Origin of the sequence: Brevundimonas sp. S1H14, from assembly GCF_047716865.1 — a bacterium.
Classification (GTDB): Bacteria; Pseudomonadota; Alphaproteobacteria; order Caulobacterales; family Caulobacteraceae; genus Brevundimonas; species Brevundimonas naejangsanensis.
In genome coordinates this window covers 78,783-98,550 of sequence record NZ_CP136679.1, presented here as the reverse complement: position 1 = coordinate 98,550, position 19,768 = coordinate 78,783, and the positions used below count along the sequence as shown (strand labels likewise).

The 19,768-nt window shown below is 70.0% G+C and carries 16 protein-coding genes; 11 read left to right on the top strand and 5 right to left on the bottom strand.

Annotated features, from left to right (window positions below; genetic code table 11):
- Window positions 1–49 precede the first annotated feature (49 nt).
- The 6 genes from RSD66_RS00425 to murJ all read left to right on the top strand — a co-directional run bounded on the left by RSD66_RS00425 (window position 50) and on the right by murJ (window position 9,687).
- Complete coding sequence (locus RSD66_RS00425) at window positions 50–703, top strand: fumarylacetoacetate hydrolase family protein (protein ID WP_415288605.1); 654 nt, start codon at window positions 50–52, stop codon at window positions 701–703.
- A complete protein-coding gene (maiA, locus tag RSD66_RS00420) occupies window positions 700–1,347 on the top strand; it encodes a maleylacetoacetate isomerase (RefSeq protein ID WP_415288604.1) in 648 nt (215 codons plus the stop codon). Before RSD66_RS00425 ends, maiA begins: the two co-directional genes overlap by 4 nt.
- A 70-nt stretch (window positions 1,348–1,417) precedes the next feature.
- The gene (locus RSD66_RS00415; protein WP_415288603.1) at window positions 1,418–2,317 is read left to right on the top strand and encodes an aldo/keto reductase; all 900 of its coding nucleotides are present in this window, start codon (window positions 1,418–1,420) and stop codon (window positions 2,315–2,317) included.
- 95 nt (window positions 2,318–2,412) lie between these two features.
- Window positions 2,413–5,109 (top strand): DNA mismatch repair protein MutS, encoded by a 2,697-nt coding sequence (gene mutS, locus RSD66_RS00410; protein WP_415288602.1) that lies wholly within the window; start codon window positions 2,413–2,415, stop codon window positions 5,107–5,109.
- A gap of 147 nt (window positions 5,110–5,256) precedes the next feature.
- Window positions 5,257–7,959, top strand: a complete 2,703-nt coding sequence (glnD, locus tag RSD66_RS00405) for a [protein-PII] uridylyltransferase (RefSeq protein WP_415288601.1) — start codon at window positions 5,257–5,259, stop codon at window positions 7,957–7,959.
- A gap of 30 nt (window positions 7,960–7,989) precedes the next feature.
- On the top strand, window positions 7,990–9,687 hold the full coding sequence (gene murJ, locus RSD66_RS00400; RefSeq protein WP_415288600.1) for a murein biosynthesis integral membrane protein MurJ: 1,698 nt from the start codon (window positions 7,990–7,992) through the stop codon (window positions 9,685–9,687).
- Here murJ and RSD66_RS00395 read toward each other — a convergent pair.
- Window positions 9,682–10,185, bottom strand: coding sequence for a hypothetical protein (locus tag RSD66_RS00395; RefSeq protein ID WP_415288599.1), 504 nt, complete (start codon window positions 10,183–10,185; stop codon window positions 9,682–9,684). The two genes, murJ and RSD66_RS00395, sit on opposite strands and share 6 nt — an antisense overlap.
- Window positions 10,186–10,435: 250 nt before the next feature.
- On the opposite strand from RSD66_RS00395, the gene trpS reads away from it, so the two are divergent.
- From trpS to RSD66_RS00380, 3 genes are read left to right on the top strand one after another with little or no spacing between them, the layout of a single operon-like run.
- On the top strand, window positions 10,436–11,473 hold the full coding sequence (trpS, locus tag RSD66_RS00390) for a tryptophan--tRNA ligase (RefSeq protein WP_119413089.1): 1,038 nt from the start codon (window positions 10,436–10,438) through the stop codon (window positions 11,471–11,473).
- 16 nt (window positions 11,474–11,489) lie between these two features.
- A complete protein-coding gene (locus RSD66_RS00385) occupies window positions 11,490–12,215 on the top strand; it encodes a GNAT family N-acetyltransferase (protein WP_346525202.1) in 726 nt (241 codons plus the stop codon).
- Between the two features lie 32 nt (window positions 12,216–12,247).
- Entirely contained in the window at window positions 12,248–12,712 is a 465-nt protein-coding gene (locus RSD66_RS00380; RefSeq protein ID WP_415288598.1) for an OsmC family protein, read from the top strand.
- 33 nt (window positions 12,713–12,745) lie between these two features.
- Here the strand turns inward: RSD66_RS00380 and RSD66_RS00375 are convergent, their stop codons facing one another.
- Window positions 12,746–13,510 carry a dienelactone hydrolase family protein gene (locus RSD66_RS00375; RefSeq protein ID WP_415288597.1) on the bottom strand — a complete coding sequence of 255 codons (765 nt, stop codon included), beginning with the start codon at window positions 13,508–13,510 and terminating at the stop codon, window positions 12,746–12,748.
- Between the two features lie 107 nt (window positions 13,511–13,617).
- Here RSD66_RS00375 and RSD66_RS00370 point away from each other — a divergent pair, with 107 nt between their 5' ends.
- Together RSD66_RS00370 and RSD66_RS00365 are read left to right on the top strand one after the other, a co-directional pair.
- Window positions 13,618–14,268: a PadR family transcriptional regulator gene (locus RSD66_RS00370; RefSeq protein WP_415288596.1), complete on the top strand. Its 651-nt coding sequence runs from the start codon at window positions 13,618–13,620 to the stop codon at window positions 14,266–14,268.
- Window positions 14,265–15,080: a siderophore-interacting protein gene (locus RSD66_RS00365; RefSeq protein WP_415288595.1), complete on the top strand. Its 816-nt coding sequence runs from the start codon at window positions 14,265–14,267 to the stop codon at window positions 15,078–15,080. Before RSD66_RS00370 ends, RSD66_RS00365 begins: the two co-directional genes overlap by 4 nt.
- Before the next feature lie 288 nt (window positions 15,081–15,368).
- Here the strand turns inward: RSD66_RS00365 and purH are convergent, their stop codons facing one another.
- The 3 genes from purH to rpe all read right to left on the bottom strand — a co-directional run bounded on the left by purH (window position 15,369) and on the right by rpe (window position 19,538).
- On the bottom strand, window positions 15,369–16,973 hold the full coding sequence (gene purH, locus RSD66_RS00360; RefSeq protein ID WP_415288594.1) for a bifunctional phosphoribosylaminoimidazolecarboxamide formyltransferase/IMP cyclohydrolase: 1,605 nt from the start codon (window positions 16,971–16,973) through the stop codon (window positions 15,369–15,371).
- 73 nt (window positions 16,974–17,046) lie between these two features.
- The gene (locus RSD66_RS00355; RefSeq protein ID WP_415288593.1) at window positions 17,047–18,861 is read right to left on the bottom strand and encodes a heparinase II/III family protein; all 1,815 of its coding nucleotides are present in this window, start codon (window positions 18,859–18,861) and stop codon (window positions 17,047–17,049) included.
- Window positions 18,858–19,538 (bottom strand): ribulose-phosphate 3-epimerase, encoded by a 681-nt coding sequence (gene rpe, locus RSD66_RS00350; RefSeq protein ID WP_119413082.1) that lies wholly within the window; start codon window positions 19,536–19,538, stop codon window positions 18,858–18,860. Before rpe ends, RSD66_RS00355 begins: the two co-directional genes overlap by 4 nt.
- Window positions 19,539–19,768 lie beyond the last annotated feature (230 nt).

Here is a 19,768-nt window from a genome sequence, read left to right as displayed (position 1 = left end):
GCGGCTTCCCATCTGGCGCGCAGCGAAGCGCGCTTCTAGAACAGGCGTCATGACCCAATGGCTGTTCCCGACCGCCCCGACGCCTTCTCTGCCGATTGACGGCGATGCGCGCCGCCTGCCCGTGCGGCGCATTCTGTGCGTGGGCCAGAACTACGCCGCTCATGCCCGCGAGATGGGCGCCGATCCCGACAAGCCGGCGCCTTTCTTCTTCGCCAAGCCGGGCGACGCCTTGGTCGCGGACGGCGCGGATCCGACCTATCCCTCAGCGACGCAGAACCTGCATTACGAAGTCGAACTGGTCGTCGCGCTGGGCCCGGACGCCCGGCCGATCGGCTGGGCCGTCGGCGTCGATCTGACGCGGCGCGATCTTCAGGCGGAAGCGAAAGCCAAGGGCCGGCCGTGGGAGGCGGGCAAGGCGTTCGACCAGTCCGCGCCGTGCGGCGCGCTCAGCCTGACGCCGCCCGCGCCGGATGCGGTCATTGAGCTGAAGGTCAACGGCGCGGTGCATCAGTCCGGCCGCCTGTCCGACATGATCTGGGACATCGACGGCGTCCTGTCCAAGGCGTCCGAACTGTGGGCGCTCCAGCCCGGCGATCTGATCTTCACCGGCACGCCGGCGGGCGTCGGCCCACTGAATCCCGGCGATCGGGTCGAGGCGGTCATCGCGGGCCTGCCGCCGCTCAGCTTCACGGTGCAATCATGATCCTGCATGGCTACTGGCGTTCAGGGACCAGCTATCGCACCCGCATCGCCCTCAATCTGAAGGGCCTGGAGTATCAGCAGGCGCTGCTGGACCTGCGCACGGGGGCGCAGAAGTCGGAAGCCTATCTCAGCCTCAATCCGCAGGGGCTGGTCCCCGCGCTGGAGACAGACGAGGGCCTGGTTCTGACCCAGAGCCCGGCCATTCTGGAGTGGCTGGAGGAAATCCATTCCGAACCGCCCCTGCTGCCGCGCGACGCGGCGGGCCGGGCGCAGGTGCGGGCGATGGCGGCGGTGATCGGCTGCGACATCCATCCGCTCAATAATCTGCGGGTTCTGAAGGCGGTGCGAGGCCTGACGTCCGATGGAATGGGCGCCGATCAGGCGGGCGTGGACGCCTGGGCCGGTCAGTGGATCATCGAGGGCTTCACGGCGCTGGAGGCGCTGGTCGCGCGCCACGGCGACGGCTGGTGCTTCGGCGCGGCGCCGACGCTGGCCGACTGCTATCTGATTCCCCAGCTCTATTCGGCGCGGCGGTTCAACGTCGATCTGGCGGCCTTCCCGCGCCTGCTGGAGGTCGAGGGGCGGGCCGAGGCGCATCCCGCCTTCATCGCCGCCAAGCCGGAAAACCAGCCGGACGCGGATTAAGCCTCTTCGTTCACCAACGACCTTGATTTCGGTCAATCTCCCTTAAGCTTTGGGTCGGATGATCGGGGTCGTGAGATTCGCTGTTCCGCCCTCTCCAGCCGACAAACTCGCCATCGCCCTGGTGGTCGAGCCTGATCGGTCCCGCCCGCTGCCGCCCGGCCAGCGCGAGGAGGCGACGCGCCACCTGCTGCAGACCGCGGGCGACGCCGGGGTCGGCCTGGTCGCCACCCGTCCCGAGGGCGACGTCGAACGGATGCTGGGCCAGGCCTGGCCCTTCCCCTCGCCCTTCCGCGTCACCGCGCGCACCGTGCCCCTGGCCGACGGTCTGGACCGGGTCGAGGCCCGCGCCCGCCGCTCGCTGGAACGGATGGGCCTGCCGCGCGGCGACGCCGTTCTGGTGCAGAGCGCCGCTGATCTGGCGGGCGCCGAGGGCCGCGCCCTGTGGGATCGCCTGCAGGCGCTGAAGGATCGCGGGATTTTCCGCAAGGTCGGATTCATCGCCACGGTCGAGGACGGCCCGGCTCTGCTGGCGCGCCGCTTCCAACCGGACGTGGTGCAACTGACCTGCAACATCCTGGATCAGCGCGCGGCGCGCTCCGGCGCCATCGCCGATCTGGCCGGGCAGGGCGTCGAGGTGCATCTGGCCTCGGTCTTTGCGCAAGGGCTGCTGTTCGCCAACCGCGAGAGCCTGCCGCCGGAACTGGCGGCTCACGGCATGGCGCTGTCCCGTACGCGCCGCCGTCTGGCCGAGGCGCGGGTCGACCCGATGCAGGCGGCCCTGGCCTACGCCCTGACCCTGCCGGGCGTGGCCTCGGTCATCGCCAGCGTGGCCTCGTCGGCCGAACTGCGCGCCATCATCGCCGCCTCCCACGCGCCGCGCCCCGACATCGACTGGGACGCCCTGGCGCTGGACGAGACGCCCGCCGCCCTGGCCTCGCGCCCGCGTCTGCGGCTGGTGAGCGCCGCCTGATCCACAAAGCTGTCCACAGGTCGCCTTGCGCCTGTGCATGAGGGACGCCGCCCGCGCTTGAGGCCGTCGCCCCGATCCGCCACCCTGCGGACCAGATGAACGCGCCGCTTTCCCATCCGCCGAAAACCGACCTCAAGCCCGACGCTGGCACCACGCCGGTCATGGCCCAGTATCTGTCGGTCAAGGCCACACAGCCCGACGCCATGCTGTTCTTCCGCATGGGCGACTTCTACGAGCTGTTCTTCGAGGACGCGCAGAAGGCGGCGGCGGCGCTCGGCATCGCCCTGACCAAACGCGGCAAGCATCAGGGCGAGGACATCCCCATGGCCGGGGTGCCGGTCCACGCGATGGACGGCTATCTGGCGCGGCTGATCCGCCAGGGCTTCAAGGTCGCCGTCTGCGAACAGCTGGAAGACCCGGCCGAGGCCAAGAAGCGCGGCTCCAAGGCCGTGGTTCACCGCGACATCGTGCGGGTGGTGACGCCCGGCACCCTGACCGAGGACACGCTGCTGGACGCGCGCGGCGCCAACCGTCTGGCGGCCGTGGCGATCCGTAAAGGAAGGGCCGCCGTGGCGGTGGTCGAACTGTCGGCGGGTGTGGTGGATTCGGTCGCCTGCGACCTGTCTGATCTGGGCGCGGCGCTGGCGGCGTTCCGTCCGTCCGAGGTGCTGGTCCCCGACCGCCTGTTCTCGGACGAGACGATGAAGGGCGCGCTGGACGGCTCGGGCGGGGTGGTTCAGGCCATGCCTCAGGCTCTGGCCGAGCCGGTCGGGGCCAAGGATCGGGTGCAGCGGCTTTACGGCGTCTCGGCGCTGGACGGCTTCGGCGCCTTTGAAGAGGCCGAGATTTCGGCCCTGGGCCTGATCGCCGCCTATCTGGAGACGACGCAGGCGGGCAGGATTCCCGCCCTGACCCCGCCGCGCCGTTCGGGCGAGAGCGGCTTCCTGGCCATCGATCCGGCGACCCGCCTCAGCCTAGAGATCGACCGCACCCAACGTGGAGAACGCGACGGGTCCCTGCTGCACGCCATCGACCGCACCGTGACCTCGGGCGGGGCGCGGGCGCTGGCCGAACGCGTCTCCCGGCCCTTGCGCGATCCAGCGGCGATCAACGCCGGGCTGGATGCGGTCGAGTGGCTGCTGGAGCGGCGCGATCTGCGACGCGACCTGCGCGACGCCTTGCGCGCCTCGGCTGATGTGGCGCGGGCGACCTCGCGTCTGGCGCTGGGGCGCGGGGGGCCGCGCGATCTGGCGGCGATCCGTTCGGGGTTGAAGACGGCGCAGGGTCTCAGCGCCCTGTTCGCCGCCTCGGCCAATGATCCGCTGGCCGGGCCGCCCGCGCGGGTGACGGCCTGTCTGGACCAACTGGCGCTTGAGGGCGACCTGTCGCACCTGCTGGCCGAACTGACCGATGGCCTGATGGACGAGCCGCCGCATTTGGCGCGCGACGGCGGTTATGTGAACCCCGGCCATCGCCCCGAGCTGGACGCCGCCCGCACCCTGCGCGACGACAGCCGCAAGATCATCGCTGAACTGGAAGCCAAGGCGGTCGCCGACAGCGGCGTCGCCTTCAAGGTCCGCCACAACGCCGTCCTCGGCTACTTCCTTGAAGCCAGCGCCAAGGCGGCCGAACCCTTGTTGCGCGCGGGACCGGACAGCCCCTTCATCCACCGCCAGACTCTGGCCAATCAGGTGCGCTTCACCACCGTCGAACTGTCTGAGCTGGACGCGAAAATCAGCCAGGCCGGGCACCGCGCCCTGGCCATCGAGGCCGAGACCTTCGAGGGCTGGCGCCGCGAGGTGGCGCGTCTGGCCGGGCCGCTGCAGGGCGTGGCCGAGGCTCTGGCCGAACTGGATGCTCACGCCGCCCTGGCAGAATGGGCCGAAGAGGTCGGGGCCGTGCGCCCCAGCGTCGACGACAGCCTTTGTTTCGCCGTCGAGGCGGGCCGCCACCCGGTGGTCGAGGCGGCGGTGAAGGCGCAGGGCCTGCCTTACACCCCCAACAACTGCCAACTGGCGGGCGACGGCGTCGGGGCCTCGCGCCTGTCCATCGTCACCGGCCCGAACATGGCGGGTAAGTCGACCTTCCTGCGCCAGAACGCGCTTCTGGTGGTGCTGGCGCAGGCCGGCGCCTTCGTGCCGGCGCGGTCGATGAAGCTGGGCGTGGTCGACCGTCTGTTCAGTCGCGTCGGCGCCGGAGACGATCTGGCGCGCGGCCGCTCCACCTTCATGATGGAGATGGTCGAGACGGCCGCCATCCTGACGCAGGCGACCGGGCGCAGCTTCGTCGTGCTGGACGAGATCGGGCGCGGCACCGCCACCTATGACGGCCTCGCCATCGCCTGGGCCACGGCCGAGGCCCTGCACGAGACCAACCGCGCGCGGACCCTGTTCGCCACCCACTATCATGAGCTGGCCCAGCTCGAGGAAAGGCTCGACCACGTCTGCAACCTGTCGATGAAGGCGCGCGAGTGGAACGGCGAACTGGTCTTCCTGCACGAGGCGGCGCCAGGGGCGGCGGACCGTTCCTACGGCGTGCAGGTGGCGCGTCTGGCCGGTGTGCCGACCGCCGTTGTCGGCCGCGCCCGCGAGGTGCTGGAGCGGCTGGAGAATGAGAAGGCGGCGACCGCCCGTCTGGACGACCTGCCGCTGTTCGCCGCCGCCGCCGAACCGCCCCCGCCGCCGATGAAGTCCATGCTGGACGAGGCCGTCGCCGCCATCGACCCGGATGACCTGACCCCGCGCGAGGCGCTGGAGGCGCTGTATCGGCTGAAGGGGCTCGCTAAGACCTAAGAAAGCCGCTCATCCCGGCGGACGCCGGGACCCAGTCCTTTGGCCTCATCCGCGCGCTTGGACATGATGAATTTTTTGGGCTTTGAGGGCGAAGCTCTCACTGGGTCCCAGCGTCCGCCGGGATGAGCGGGAGATAGGGAGCATGCTATGGTCGCCATCGTGATCTCACCGCCTCCGCTCCCGTCCGCCATCCTCGACGCCGCCTCGGCGCCGGACCCGCGCGCCGCTGTCACCGCGCTCCTGCGTGAAAGTTTCGACGCCGATCGCGCCCGCGCCGCACGCCGGGCCGAGAGCGCCACCGACGGCGCAGAGGCCGCACGCCTGTACGCCGAGGCGGCTGACGCCCTGCTGTCGACCCTGTGGCGCTTTACGACCGAACAGGTCCATCCGGCCCCGGACGAGCGGCTGACCCTGCTGGCGGTCGGCGGGTACGGGCGCGGGGTGCTGGCGCCGTTTTCGGATCTCGATCTGCTGTTCCTGCGGCCGGGGCAGGCGATCAGTCCGCGCGCTCAGGCGGTGGTCGAGTTCGTTCACTACGTCCTGTGGGATCTGGGGTTGAAGGTCGGCTCGGCCTTCCGCTCCATCGGCGAGACGCTGGCGCTGGCGCGCGACGACATGACGGTGCGCACTACCCTGCTGGAAGCGCGGGTCCTGGCGGGGGATGCAGGCCTGGGCGACAGCCTGCTGAAGCGGTTCCGCAGCGAAGTCGCCCGCGCCGACCCGCGTCCCTTCATCGCCGCCAAGATGGCTGAGCGCGATGTGCGCCTGCAGAAGACAGGCGCCGTCCGCTATCGCGTCGAGCCGAACGTCAAGGACGGCAAGGGCGGGCTGCGCGACCTCAACACCCTGTTCTGGATCGCCCGCTCGCTGGTCCCGGACAGCGAGCGGGGGCAGGCGGCGCTGGAGGGCCTGCTGACTGCGCGCGAGCTGCGCAGCTTCCGCGAGGCCATCGGCTTCCTGTGGCGGGTGCGCGTCCTGCTGCATCTGGTCGCGGGGAGACCTGAGGAGAAGCTGACTTTCGATTTCCAGCCCGAGATCGCCCGGCGCATGGGCTGGCGCGGTCGCGGCGACGAACTGGCGGTCGAGCGCTTCATGCGCCGCTATTTCCAGGTGGCGCGCGAGGTCGGCGCCCTGACCCGCGCCGTCTCGGCCCAGCTGGAGGCGCGCCAGCAGAAGAAGGCCGAAGGGCTGGCGCGCGGCCTGTCGCGGCTGATCCGCCGCCGACGCATCAAGCTGGCCTTCGATGGGCTGGCGGTGGAGGAGGGGCGGCTGACCGTCACCGGGGCCAACGTTTTCGCGCGTGATCCGGTGCGTCTGCTGCTGCTCTTCGTCGAAGCGGATCGGCTGGATCTGGACCTGCACCCCGACGCCTTCGCCGCCGTGATCCGCTCCCTGACGCTGGTGACGCCCGCTCTGCGGCGCGACCCCCGCGGGGCCGATGCCTTCCTGAAGGTGTTGGCGCACGGGCAGCGGCCCTATCGCGTCCTGTCGATCATGAACGAGACGGGGCTGTTGGGCCGCTTCCTGCCCGAATGGGGGCGGATCGTCGGCCAGACCCAGTTCAACATGTACCACGCCTATACGGTGGACGAGCACACGCTGCAGGCGGTGGGGATCATCAACGATATCGCGCGCGGCAAGCTGAAGGCGGACCATCCGGCCTCGACCGCCATCGTGCCGCGCATCGCCGATATCGAGGCCCTGATGCTGGCCATGCTGTTGCACGACGTGGGCAAGGGCGGCGACCGGGGACAGCTGGAGGACGGCGCCATCGCCGCGCGCCGGGCGTGCGAGCGCCTGGGCGTCGATCCGCGCCGGATCGAGTTGGTCGTCTGGCTGGTGCGCCACCACCTGCTGATGAGCGACTACGCCCAGAAGCGCGACGTGTCCGACCCCTCGACCGTGCGCGCCTTCGCCGAGGCGGTCGGCGACCCGGAACGTCTGCGGATGCTGATGGTGCTGACCGTGGCCGACATCCGCGCCGTGGGGCCGGGCGTTTGGAACGGCTGGAAGGGGCAGTTGATGCGCGCCCTGTTCGAGGCGACCGAGGCCTTGTTCCGGGGCGACGCCGTGACGCGCGAAGACCCTCTGGCCGACCACCCGGCCCTGGTCGAGCGCGCGCGGCGCGAGGGGGCGGCGGTCGAGGCCCTGGCCGCCGAGGGGCCGCTGGAATCGACGGCCCGCGTGGCCGTGGCGGCGCGCGACCGGTCGGGTCTGTTCGCCGATCTGGCCGCCACCCTGTCGATGGCGGGCGCAGACGTCGTGGGCGCGCGTCTGGCCACGGCCGACGACGGCATGGCGCTGGACGTGTTCGAGATTCAGGATGGCGCGGGCGAGCCTTACGGTCAGCGCGAGCCGCGACGGCTGGCCATTCTGGTCAAGGCGATGGAGCGGGCGGTGCTGAAGGGCGCGCGGACCTCGGCCATGCAGGCGCCGCGCGTCAGCGCCCGCCGCGCCGTCTTTGATGTGCGGCCGGTGGTGCGGATCGACGCCGATACGGGCACAAGCGCCGTGGTGATCGAGGTTTCGGGCGCCGACCGGCCCGGTCTGCTGGCCGATCTGGCGCGGACCATTTCGACGCACGGTTATTCGACCCGCTCGGCCCACGTCGCCAGCTTCGGCGAGCGGGCGGTGGACGGCTTCTACATCACCGACGCTGACGGCCGGAAACCCAAGAGCAAGGCGAAGCTGGAGGCGCTGAAAGCGGATCTGCTGGAGGTGCTGGATCGCGCGCCGCAAGGCCCCGCCGGGCGCAGCATCACCCCCGTGCGCGCCAGCGTGCGCGACGTTTCGGATCTGGAAGGCGCGCTGGGCCGCGCGGGCGTATCCAGCGACCCGCAGGCGCGCTAAGGCGTTGCGGGACCGAGCGCAGGAATAGCCGTGAACGACAAGACCGACCCCATCGAACCGGCCGCGCCGATTTCAGCGGCTAACGCCACGGTCGAGCCGGTGGTCCAGCCGCCTGCGTCTGCTGCAACAGCCAAGGCGGGCGGGGTGGCGCGCTCCTCGGCCATTTTCAGCGCCATGACCCTTCTCAGCCGTCTGGCCGGGTTTGCGCGCGATCTGGTCATCACGGCGGCGCTGGGCGCCTCGGCGGGACCGGCGGCGGACGCCTATTATACGGCGCTGAACTTCCCCAATCTGTTCCGGCGCATCTTCGCCGAAGGCGCCTTCGCCGCCGCCTTCGTGCCCGCCTACGCCAAGACGCTGAAGAGCGAAGGCGAGGCGGCGGCCGACAGGGTGGCGACCGACGCCCTGGCCGCCGTTGCCGCCGTCACCGTGGCCCTGACCGTGGTCGCCCAGCTGACGATGCCGTGGCTGATGACGGTCATCAACATCGGCTTTCTGGACGATCCGGCGCGGTTCAAGCTGGCGGTGATCCTGACCCAGATCACCATGCCTTACCTGCCCTGTATGGCGATCGCCGCCCTGCTCAGCGGGGTGCTGAACGCACGGGGACGCTTCATCGTCTCGGGCGCCTATCCGATCCTGCTGAACCTGATCATGCTAGCCGCCGTCATCCCGGTGAAGGGCGACCAGATCCAGGCCGCCTACGCCGCCTCCTGGGCCGTGCTGGTCGCAGGGATAGCCCAGGCGGGCCTGTGCTGGTGGGCGGCGCGCAAGGCGGGGGCGAACATCCGTCTCAGCCTGCCGAAGATGACCCCGGCCGTGAAGGCCATCATCATCACCGCCATCCCGGCCGCCATCGGCAACAGCGCGACCCAGATCAACGTCTTCATCTCCGGCAACCTGTCCAGCTTCGTCAACGGCGGGCGCACCTGGCTGGCGACGGCGGACCGGCTGTATCAGCTGCCGCTGGGTCTGGTCGGGGTGGCGATCGGCATCGCCCTTCTGCCCAAGCTGTCAGCGGCGGTGGCGTCTCAGGATCACGGCCAACAGCAGGCGTCGATGGACGAGGCGCTGATCCTGTCGATGGCCCTGACCCTGCCGGCGGCGGCGGCCCTGATGGCCATGCCCTACTTCCTGATCGACGCCCTGTTCACGCGCGGCGCCTTCCTGCAGGTGGACGCCGTCAACACGGCTCACGCCCTGCTGCATTTCGGCTGGGGCGTGCCCGCCTTCGTCCTGATCCGCATCCTGGCCCCGGCCTTCTTCGCGCGCGGCGATACGCGCAGGCCCATGGTTTTCGCTCTGGTGTCCGTGGCGGTGAACGCCGTGCTGGCCATCGGCCTGTTCAACCTTGGCATGGGGGTGTCCGGCATTGCGGCGGCGGTCAGCGCATCGGCCTGGACCAATGTCCTGCTTCTGGGCGCGACCCTGTGGCGTCGCGAGCACTACCGACCCAGCCCGCGCGCCATCTGGCGTCTGGGCCGCATCGCCCTGGCCAGCGCGGGTCTGGCGGCGGTGGTCGGCGCGGCGTCGTGGGCGCGGCCGATGCTGCAGGCGCCGGTCGCGGACCTGCTGGCGATGGCGGGTTCGAGCCACGGCGCCAAGGAGATCACCCTGCTGCTGGTCGTGGCGGCGGGCGGTCTGGCCTATGTCGCGCTCGCCTTCCTGACCCGCGCCGTGACTGTGGCCGAGGTCAAGGGCCTGGTTCGACGCTCGGCCCGGTCATAGGTCTAGCAGAACCTCCAGCGCTTTCTTGAACTCTACCAGCCCCTGTTTGGCGCCGAGCGCCGCCGTAAGGGACTCCAACGGACCGTCGATGGCCGCCAGCGTCGCGCGCAGGGCGCGGCGATAGAGGGACCAGCCTCGGCTCATGCCCGGATTCCGGCTAGGCTGAGCGGCGACGACCAGGCGATAGGCCGCCAGGATCGCCAGCATCTTGAAGCGCAGCGCGTCGCCCTGAAGGCGATGCTCGACCATGGCGGGGGTCGAGAAGTCCGCGTCGCCGACCATGGCGATCAGGGCGTCGACATCCTCCAGCGCCAAAAGTCTGGCCGCCAGGAAAGCGTCATCCAGCACCGGGTCGGCGGGGTTGCCGCCGCTGGTCAGAATCAGCATCTCCCTGAACTCGGCGATCATGTCGATCAGGTGATGCAGCAGCGCCAGCATCCGCGTCAGCGCCTGGCGAGAGTCGAAGCTCTCGGGCGGGGCGACTTCGAACTCGTCCATGTCCTTCCCTCCATGAGGATGGAAGAGGAGGCTAACATCGTTCCGCGATCGCGGCGACGCGCGAACCGCCGCAGGAGTGTTGCCCTTCGCGGCCCGAACCGATAAGCGCGAGGGCATGGCGCTTTCGGGACGATTTCTCGCTCACGGACGATGGCGCGGCTGATCCGCCGCCCCGGGCTTCCGCACGCCCGCCTTTCGCACGCGAAACCGTGCGCCGACATTCGCCTTTCGACTTCCGAGATCCGCTATCATGACTGACCAGACCCCGGCCCAATACACCGGCCCGCGCCGCATCCTGTCCGGCATCCAGGCCTCGGGCGCCCTGCACCTGGGCAACTATCTGGGCGCGCTGAAACGCTTCACTGAACTTCAGGAGACGGGCGCGCCCCTGTTCGTCTTCGTCGCCGACATGCACGCCATCACCGTGTGGCAGGAGCCCGAGAAGCTGGCCGCCCAGACGCGCGAGATCGCGGCGGCCTATCTGGCCTCGGGCCTGGACCCGGCCAAGGCCGTCATCTTTCCGCAGTCAGCCGTGCCCGCCCACGCCGAACTGGCCTGGATCTTCAACTGCGTCGGCCGTCTCGGCTGGCTCGACCGGATGACCCAGTTCAAGGAGAAGTCGGGCAAGCACAAGGAACGCTCCAGCGTCGGCCTCTACACCTATCCGGTGCTGCAGGCGGCGGACATCCTGCTCTACAAGGCGACCGAGGTGCCGGTCGGCGAGGACCAGAAACAGCATCTGGAGCTGACCCGCGACATCGCCCAGAAGTTCAACAACGACTTCGGGACGCCCGGCTATTTCCCCCTGCCCGAGCCGCTGATCCAGGGGCCGGCGACGCGGGTGATGTCCCTGCGCGACGGCGCGGCCAAGATGTCCAAGTCCGACCCGTCGGACCTGTCGCGCATCAATCTGACCGACGACGCCGACGCCATCGCCAACAAGGTCCGCAAGGCCAAGACCGACATGGAGCCCCTGCCGGAAACGCTTGAGGGTCTGGAAGGTCGGCCCGAGGCCAAGAACCTGGTCGCCATCTACGCCGCCCTGGCCGACACCACGCGCGAGGCCGTTCTGGCCGAGTTCGCGGGGCAGGGCTTCGGCGCCTTCAAGCCCAAGCTGGCTGAACTGGCCGTGTCGTCCATGGCCAATGTCACGGCCGAGATGCGCCGCCTGATGAACGACCCGGCCGAGATCGACCGCGCCCTGGCCGCCGGCGCCGAAAAGGCGCGCGAGATCGCCGAACCGACCATCGCCGAGGTCAAGAAGATCGTCGGCTTCTGGCAGGGCTAATCGGGAAGAAGCGGCGATGACCCATCCGCTCGACCGGCCGGTCTGGAGCGCCCTGACGTCTGCGCGTCAGGCGCCGCTGGCCGTGGGCGCAGGCGGGGCGCTGCGCCTGGCGCCGGGCTATGGCGTCTTTGCAGCGGCGGTTGATCCGTCGCCGCAAAGCCTGGCGGCCCTTTCCGCGTTGGAGCAACCAGAGGGGATGCTGGCCACGGTCGAGGCGGCGCGGACGCCTGTCCCGCCCGGCCTGACGGTGCTGAAGGAGGCGGTGTTGTCGCAGATGGTGCTGGTTGATCTGGCGCCAGCCAAGCCGCGTGATATCGCCATCGAACCGCTGGGTGAGGCCGACGCCGCCGCCATGCTGGCGCTGGCGACCCTAACCGAGCCGGGGCCTTTCTTCGAGCGGACGCACCGGCTGGGCGACTTCTTTGGGGTCAAGCAGGACGGTCGGCTGCTGGCGATGGCGGGCGAGCGGCTGAAGCCCGACGGCTTCACCGAGGTGTCCGGCGTCTGCGCCCACCCCGACGCGCGCGGCCGCGGTTACGCCGGGGCCCTGATGCGGGCGGTGATCGAGCGTATCCTGGCGCGCGGCGAAACGGCCTTCCTGCACTCCTATGCGGACAACGCCGGGGCCATCGCCCTGTACCATTCGCTGGGCTTCACCATTCGTGCGTCGATGCAGATGCGGATGTTGACCAGAGGCGATCTGACCCAAGGCGATCTGGCGCAAGCTGAACCGGGCGCCTAGCTTAGCTTCGACCTTCAGTCTTGGAGCCCGTCATGAGCCAGCATGTCGCCGTCGTCGAATGGAACCGGGGCGATCAGCCCTTCAGCGACAACAAATACGGCCGCGGCCATGACTGGCGCTTTGACGGCGGCGCGGTGGTGCGGGGATCGTCTGCGCCTTCGCCCATGATCCCGCCGCCCCTGTCGGAAGAGGCGGCGGTGGACCCGGAAGAGGCCCTGGTCGCCGCCCTGTCCAGCTGCCACATGCTGTTCTTCCTGGCCTACGCCCGCAAGGACGGCTTTGTGGTCGATTCCTATCGAGACGAGGCGGAAGGAACCCTGGGCAAGGACGAGCGCGGCAAGATGTCGATCACGGACATCGTCCTGCGCCCCGTCGTCGCGTGGTCGGGCGACAAGCGGCCGGACGCGGCGGCCATCGCCGACCTGCACCATCGCGCCCACGACATCTGCTACATCGCCAATTCGATCCGCGCCGAGGTGAGGGTCGAGCCGCGTTGATGCGGGGGGCTTCAGTCAGGTTTCAGACAACCATCAGGCTTCTGGCGTCGCTTCCGCCTGCGCGGTTTCCTTCAGGAAGACGGTGAAGCGGCGCAGGGCCTCTGCGGCCAGCTCGGGATGATGGCGCATCGGCCCGTTGTTGGTCGGTTCGTCAAAGGCGTGGGTGCCGTCGACGACCCAGCTTTCCACCTCTGAGCCGCCCGCGCGGATCATGGCGTTGACGCGCTCGGCGTTGCGCACCGTGGTCAGGTGGTCGCGCCCGGCCGTCAGGGCGAAAACGCGCGGATGCAGGCGCCACGGCTTCATCCGGTTGAACGCCCAGGCGCCGATATAGCTATAGGCCAGCCACACCGCCTTCACGCCCGACAGATCGACGACGCCGGGATCGGCTACACCCATGCGGCGGGGCGCGGGCGTTTCGCTCATCATCTCCATGATCGACCAGCCGCCGTGACTCCATCCGGCCAGGACGAGCTGCGAGGCGTCCACGTCCGATCTCTGTGAAATCCCGTGGATGGCCGCCAGCACATCGCCCGCCCGCTCATAGCCCCGAAGCGCCAGGCCGGTGCAGACGGCGGTCAGGGTGAAGGCCCGGCTCCAGCCGCGTGGAGCGTAGGAATCGACGATGACCGCCCGCCATCCCGTCGCCTTCGCCGCCTCGGCGTACCGCGGCAGGTGGGCGCGAAGACCGCCGCAGCCGTGGAACAGCAGGACGGTCGGACGCGGCCGGTCGTCGTCCGGCCCGACGACCTGGATATGGGGCTCAAGCTTGGCCCAGCGGGCGGCGATGGTGTCCATACCCGCAACTTAGGGCGTCGTTTTTTTCAGGAAAGGGGTCTTGCGTCTCATTCACTTAGATATATCTGTTTGCATGTTCGATATATCTAAGTGAGAGAAAAGACGAGATGAGAGGATCCAAGGGGATCGGAAAGCGCGGCCACGGCATGGGTCATGGCATGGGGCATGGCTTGGGTCTGGGCGGCGGTCGCGGATTTGAGCGCGGCTTGGGCTTTGGCGGCGGTCACGGCCGGACGATGCGTCCGGAAGGCCGACGCATGGGCGAGGGCCGGATGCGCGGCGAGGGCCACGGCCGGCGCGGCGGCGGCCGGATGTTCGAGCACGGCGCCCTGCGCTGGGTGCTGCTGTCGCTGATCGCCGACAAGCCCAGTCACGGCTATGAGCTGATCAAGGCTGTCGAATCGCGGATGGGCGGCGCCTATACGCCCAGCCCCGGCGTCATCTACCCCAGCCTGACGCTGTTGGAAGACATGGGCGCTCTGAGCGCCGTCGCCGAGGGCGGCAAGAAACGCTACGCCATCACAGATGAAGGCCGCCGCCTGTTGGTCGAGAACGCCGAGGCCCTGGCGCACGCCGAGCGCAAGATGAAGGTTCTGCGCGGCCGCGCCGACCGTCCGGCCCGGATCGCTCAGGCCATAGAGGCCTTCCGCGCGGCGACCCACGACCGCCTGACCCAGGAGCCGCCGCTCAGCGAGGCCCAGGTCGAGGCCATCGCCGATCTGATCGAAGCCGCAGCCGAAAAGGTGAGACAGGCATGAGCAACGCTCTGTTGAGACAACCGCGCCGCGTGCGGCATGAGCTGAAATTCCGCCGCGCCCGCGTTGAGGCGGTGGAGCAGCTGACCCCCGTGCTGAAGCGGATCGTGCTGACGGGCGATGAGCTGGAAGGCTTCTTCAGCCCCGGCTTCGACGACCATGTGAAGGTCTTCCCGGCGCCGCGCGGCGAGGCGCTGGTGCTGCCGACGCTGGGGCCGGATGGGCCGGTGTTCCCGGAGCCCCGGCCCGTGGCGCGCGACTACACGCCGCGCGCCTTCGATGCGGCCAACAGGCGGCTGACGATCGACTTCGCGGTCGGTCACGGCGGTCCGGCCACGGCCTGGGCCGAGGATGCGCGACCGGGGGATGAGCTGGGCCTGGGCGGGCCGCGCGGCTCCTTCCTGATCCCGACCAGCTTCGCCGAACACCTGCTGGTCGGCGACGAGGCGGCGATCCCCGCCATCGCGCGGCGGCTGGAGGAACTGCCCCAAGAGGCGCGCGCCATCGCCTGCATCGAGGTCAATGATGTGGCGGGCGAACTGGACCTGCCCAGTCCGGCGGACGTCGAGATCGCCTGGGTGCACCGCAACGGCGGCCCGCGCGGCCGCGCCGAGGCCCTGACGACGGCGGCGATCGCGGCGGCGAGACGGATCGACCCGGCCGACGCCTATGTGTGGGTGGCCTGCGAATCCTCGGTCGCCCGCTCGATGCGGGCGGCTCTGCTGGCCGCCCGGCCGTTCAACCCGAAATGGATGAAGGTCGCCGGCTACTGGCGTCTGGGCCGCGCCGGCTCGCACGAGGTCATTGAGGATTGATGTTTAATCTCCCGCTCATCCCGGCGGACGCCGGGATCCAGCAAGAGCGCCGGTCTCACGCTTTGCTCATGGGAGCGGCGGTTGAAGCCAAAGCACTGGGTCCCGGCGTCCGCCGGGATGAGCGGGGGTGAATGGGCGGCGCTCAAACCGGCCATGAAGAAGGGCGCTGCCGATGATCGGCAGCGCCCTTTTCCTTGCGCTCAAGCAGCGAGCCGCCGGGCGGCTTGCGTTAGCGTCCAAAAAACAGCTCAAGCAGCAGGCGGCCGCGCCGCCTGCGGTAGCGGTCTATCAGTGCCGGAAGACGCGAACGCCGGTGAAGGCCATGGCGATGCCGCGTTCGTCGGCGGCGGCGATGACTTCCTCGTCACGGATCGAGCCGCCGGGCTGAATCACCGCCGTGGCCCCGGCGGCGACGGCTTCCAGCAGGCCGTCGGCGAAGGGGAAGAAGGCTTCGGACGCGCAGGCCGAGCCTTCAGCCAGCGAATGGGCCAGACCCTTGACCTCGCCCGCTTCCTTGGCGCGGATGGCGGCGATGCGGGCGCTGTCGCGACGGTTCATCTGGCCGGCGCCGATGCCCGCCGTCTGGCCGTCCTTGGCGTAGACGATGGCGTTGGACTTGACGTGCTTGGCCACGGTGAAGGCGAACAGCATGTCCTGGATCTCGGTCGGCGTCGGCTGGCGGCGGGTGACGATCTTCAGGTCGGACGGCTTGATCAGCGAGCGGTCGCGCGACTGGACCAAGAAGCCGCCCGCGACCGAGCGGAACACCTCGCCCGCGCCGTGCGGGTCGGGCAGGCCGTCGGTGATCAGCAGGCGCAGGTTCTTCTTGGCGGCGAAGACGGCCTTGGCTTCGTCGTCCGCGCCCGGCGCGATGACGACCTCGGTGAAGATGCCCGTGATGGCGCGGGCGTCTTCGCCGTTCAGCGGGCGGTTGACGGCGATAACGCCGCCGAAGGCCGACACGGCGTCGCATTCCAGCGCGCGGGCGTAGGCTTCCGACAGGTCCTTGCCGACGGCCACGCCGCAGGGGTTGGCGTGCTTGACGATGACGCAGGCCGGGGCCTCGAACTCGGCCACCAGCTCATAGGCGGCGTCGGCGTCGGCGATGTTGTTGTAGCCCAGTTCCTTGCCCTGGACCTGGGTGGCGTAGGCCACGCCCGGACGGCGCTCGCCGGTGCGGTAGAAGGCGCCGGTCTGGTGCGGATTTTCGCCATAGCGCAGGGTCTGGGCCAGCGAACCGGCGATCGACTTGCGGGCCGGGGCGGCGTCTTCCAGCTGAGCGGCGAACCAGCCGGACACGGCGGCGTCATAGGCGGCGGTGCGGGCGAAGGCGCGGGCGGCCAGCTGCTTGCGCAGGGCCAGGGTCGTGGAACCGTCGGCCTTCAGGGCCTCGACGATCAGGCCGATGCTTTCCGCGTCGACGGCGACGGCGACATGGCCGTGGTTCTTCGAACCCGAGCGGATCATGGCCGGGCCGCCGATGTCGATGTTCTCGATGGCTGCTTCAAAGCCGCCGCCGGATTCTACGGTCTTCTCGAACGGATAGAGGTCGATCCAGACGATATCGATGGCGCCGATATTGTGCTCGGTCATGGCGGCGGCGTGGGCCGGGGCGTTGCGCACGCCCAGAAGGCCGCCGTGCACCACGGGGTGCAGGGTCTTGACCCGGCCGTCCATCATCTCCGGGAAGCCGGTCAGATCGGCCACGTCCTTGACCGGCAGGCCGAAGCCCGCGATCGCCGCCTTGGTGCCGCCGGTCGAGACCAGTTCGACGCCCAGCCCCGCCAGGGTGCGCGCGGCGTCTTCCAGCCCCGCCTTGTCCGACAGGGAGATCAGGGCGCGGACGGGTTTGATCGCGTCCGGGGCGGGCGGAAAGTCGGGAGCGGCGGGCATGGGCGGCGTCCGTTTACGGCTGGGGCGGGGAGATGGCGGGGCCTCTAGCACCAACGGGACGCGGCGTCAGCCCTTAGTCCGGATCGCCGCTCGCGCCTGCCGGGCTCAACTTCCAGCGCACCTTGGTTTCGGCGTCGGTGCGGGCTGAGCCGCGGACGACGATCTGGAGGCTGCGGCGGGTCAGGCCTTCGTCGATGTGGACGGCGGGTTCGATGGCCACGTCGGGGCCGTCGCTGCGGAACCACCAGCCGCGACCGGACGGGCCGCGCAGCAGGATGGAGCGACGGTCGCGTGCCAGCGAGGCCTGGACTCCGGGCTCCAGCTGGAAGCGCAGGGCGTAGGGGGCGGCGATGGCGCGCGTCGCTTCCGGGCGGCCTTCGGGCGGATGCAGCCTTTCCTCGGCGCGCAGCTCGTCCAGACGCTGGTCGATATAGAGGCGACGCTGGTGCATCAGACCATGCAGCGGCATCCAGCCGTCGTGCTCGACCTCCAGCCAGACGGCGCCGTCGTCTTCCTGATGCTGGCGCGTGACGTGCAGGGCGGGGCCGACGAAGCGCGGGCCCAGCAGTTCGCCCTTCCAGCCGGACAGGGGTTCGCCCAGCGGCTGTTCGCCCAGCGTTAAGGTCGAGGCGCCGGGCGTCAGGCGCAGGGCCTGGCGGTCCAGGGCGCGCGGCGTCCATCCGGCCGAGGTGAACAGGCGGTCGCGGCCGCAGACGACCTCCAGCGCGGCGGGCTGGCCGCAGGCGGCGGCCGACCAGGCGTTGCGGGCGGGCGCCTCGACATCGACCATGACGGTCAACAGGGGGCTGGAGACGCGCAGCAGGCCGCCGACGGTGCCGCTGGGCGGGGCGGCGGGGGCGTCGTCGTGGGCGCGGGCGGCGGCGATGCGTTTGGGCGTCGAGGGGCCGCCGCCCTGAAACACGGCCAGCTTCCGGTCGGGCAGGGTCTGGATGCGCAGGGCCAGGGTCAGGCGCGATATGGATTCGGCGACGGCCTCGGGCGTCACTTCGGACAGCTGAGCCAGGGCGTCGTCCAGCGTCAGTAGGTCCAGCAGTAGCTCCAGCCCCATTTCCGGCGCGCGCGAGGCGTGGCCGCCGTCGGGCGCGACCGTGGCGGTCAGGGCGGCGGGCAGGCGTTTCAGCGCCCTGTTGCGGATGGCGGCGCCGGTCTTGCCGGTCAGGGCGCATCCAGCGACGGCGGCGGCGGTCAGGCGCTCGGCCCGGCCCATAATCCCGCCGGGCGGGCGCAGCAGCTGGCGAGCCTGATGGGCTAGGATATCGGTCAGCTGAAGGCGTTCGACCTCGGTCGCCACGCCCGCCAGCCGGCGTCCGGCGCAGGCCAGGTGATAGACGCGGCGGGCCAGAATGTCCGGATCCCAGGAGAAGGGCGACCAGCGGCTGAAGACCTCATTCCAGGCCAGCGTCAGGGCCAGAACTTCGCGCACGCCGCGATCGCCCTGAGCCATCATGGCGGGCAGCCAGTTGAAGCTGTGAAGCTCGACCGCAAAGGCGCGGCTCGGCGTGGGACTGTTCCACAGCTCGGCCGGGGTTCCGGCGTCCAGGCTCAGGCCCGCTAGCGTCAGCTTGCCCGACAGCAGGGGGCGCGGCGCCTCCTCGGGCAGGGGGCGGAAGTCGCGCGGGCTGACGGCGAAGCCCTCGGCGGTCGGACCGCCCAGCGTCAGGCCATAGCCGGGCAGGCCGTACAGTTCGATCCACGCCTGGCGCGCAACCAGTCCCTTGGCGACCGAGGCCCACAGGCGCGGATCCGGCCGCGCGCCCGAGGCGGGGCGCACGGGGGTCCGCATGGGGGTGCCCTTCAGGCCGGGGATGTGCCCCTCGGCCAGGGGGACGTCGCTGTCGCGCGGGGCGAAGGGGCCGAGAGGGCTCACGCGGCGGCGGCCTTCAGGGCCTGGATGTTGGCGGCATAGGCGTCCGGCCCGCCCTTGAAGACGAAGGAGCCGGCGACCAGCGCATCGGCCCCGGCGGAGACGCAGGCCCCGGCGTTGGCGGCGACCACACCGCCGTCGACCTGAAGGTGCGCCTTCGATCCCGCGCGGTCGAGGATGGCGCGGGCGCGCTCGATCTTCCTCAGCGAGGTCTCGATGAATTTCTGACCGCCGAAGCCGGGATTGACCGACATGATCAGCACCAGATCGACCAGTTCGACCGCCTCTTCCAGCACGCTGAGCGGCGTAGCTGGATTGAAGACGAGGCCCGCCTTGGCCCCCAGCTGGCGGATCTGGCCGAGCGTGCGGTGGACGTGGGGGCCGCTTTCGGGATGGACGCTCATGATGTCGGCGCCCGCCGCGCGATAGGCCTCCAGCCAGTTGTCGACGGGGGCAACCATCAGGTGCACGTCGAACGGCAGGGTCGTGTGCGGGCGCAGGGCCTTCACCACGTCCGGGCCTATGGTAAGGTTGGGCACGAAATGGCCGTCCATGACATCGACATGGATCCAGTCGGCGCCCGCCGCTTCAAGCGCGCGGATTTCCTCGCCCAGCCTGGAGAAGTCGCTGGCCAGGATGGAGGGGCAGATCAGCGGGGCGGTCGCGGTCGTCTGGGTCATGGCCTTGCGACTTACGTGGGTGCGAGGCGAGGGGCAAGCCGGGCCGCTGAGGCAAGCCCGCGCGTTCCGCATTGTTTCGAGCGCGCGGCGGCGTTTCGCGGCGACTGGGCGGAAAGGTCACACTCCGCCATCGGCTGGCCTCGGGAGAAGGCGGGCGGTTGACCCTGGTTTGCGAACGCGTCAAGACGCCTGCGCCGTCCAGATGCCTGTCGTGGGGCGGCGTCTTTTTT

Bases quoted from the DNA above. Each gene is read 5' to 3' on its own strand.
- RSD66_RS00425 (WP_415288605.1), top strand. From the start codon at position 50: ATGACCCAATGGCTGTTCCCGACCGCCCCGACGCCTTCTCTGCCGATT.
- maiA (WP_415288604.1), top strand. From the start codon at position 700: ATGATCCTGCATGGCTACTGGCGTTCAGGGACCAGCTATCGCACCCGC.
- mutS (WP_415288602.1), top strand. From the start codon at position 2,413: ATGAACGCGCCGCTTTCCCATCCGCCGAAAACCGACCTCAAGCCCGAC.
- glnD (WP_415288601.1), top strand. From the start codon at position 5,257: ATGGTCGCCATCGTGATCTCACCGCCTCCGCTCCCGTCCGCCATCCTC.
- RSD66_RS00395 (WP_415288599.1), bottom strand. From the start codon at position 10,185: ATGGACGAGTTCGAAGTCGCCCCGCCCGAGAGCTTCGACTCTCGCCAG.
- trpS (WP_119413089.1), top strand. From the start codon at position 10,436: ATGACTGACCAGACCCCGGCCCAATACACCGGCCCGCGCCGCATCCTG.
- RSD66_RS00385 (WP_346525202.1), top strand. From the start codon at position 11,490: ATGACCCATCCGCTCGACCGGCCGGTCTGGAGCGCCCTGACGTCTGCG.
- RSD66_RS00380 (WP_415288598.1), top strand. From the start codon at position 12,248: ATGAGCCAGCATGTCGCCGTCGTCGAATGGAACCGGGGCGATCAGCCC.
- RSD66_RS00375 (WP_415288597.1), bottom strand. From the start codon at position 13,510: ATGGACACCATCGCCGCCCGCTGGGCCAAGCTTGAGCCCCATATCCAG.
- RSD66_RS00370 (WP_415288596.1), top strand. From the start codon at position 13,618: ATGAGAGGATCCAAGGGGATCGGAAAGCGCGGCCACGGCATGGGTCAT.
- RSD66_RS00365 (WP_415288595.1), top strand. From the start codon at position 14,265: ATGAGCAACGCTCTGTTGAGACAACCGCGCCGCGTGCGGCATGAGCTG.
- purH (WP_415288594.1), bottom strand. From the start codon at position 16,973: ATGCCCGCCGCTCCCGACTTTCCGCCCGCCCCGGACGCGATCAAACCC.
- rpe (WP_119413082.1), bottom strand. From the start codon at position 19,538: ATGACCCAGACGACCGCGACCGCCCCGCTGATCTGCCCCTCCATCCTG.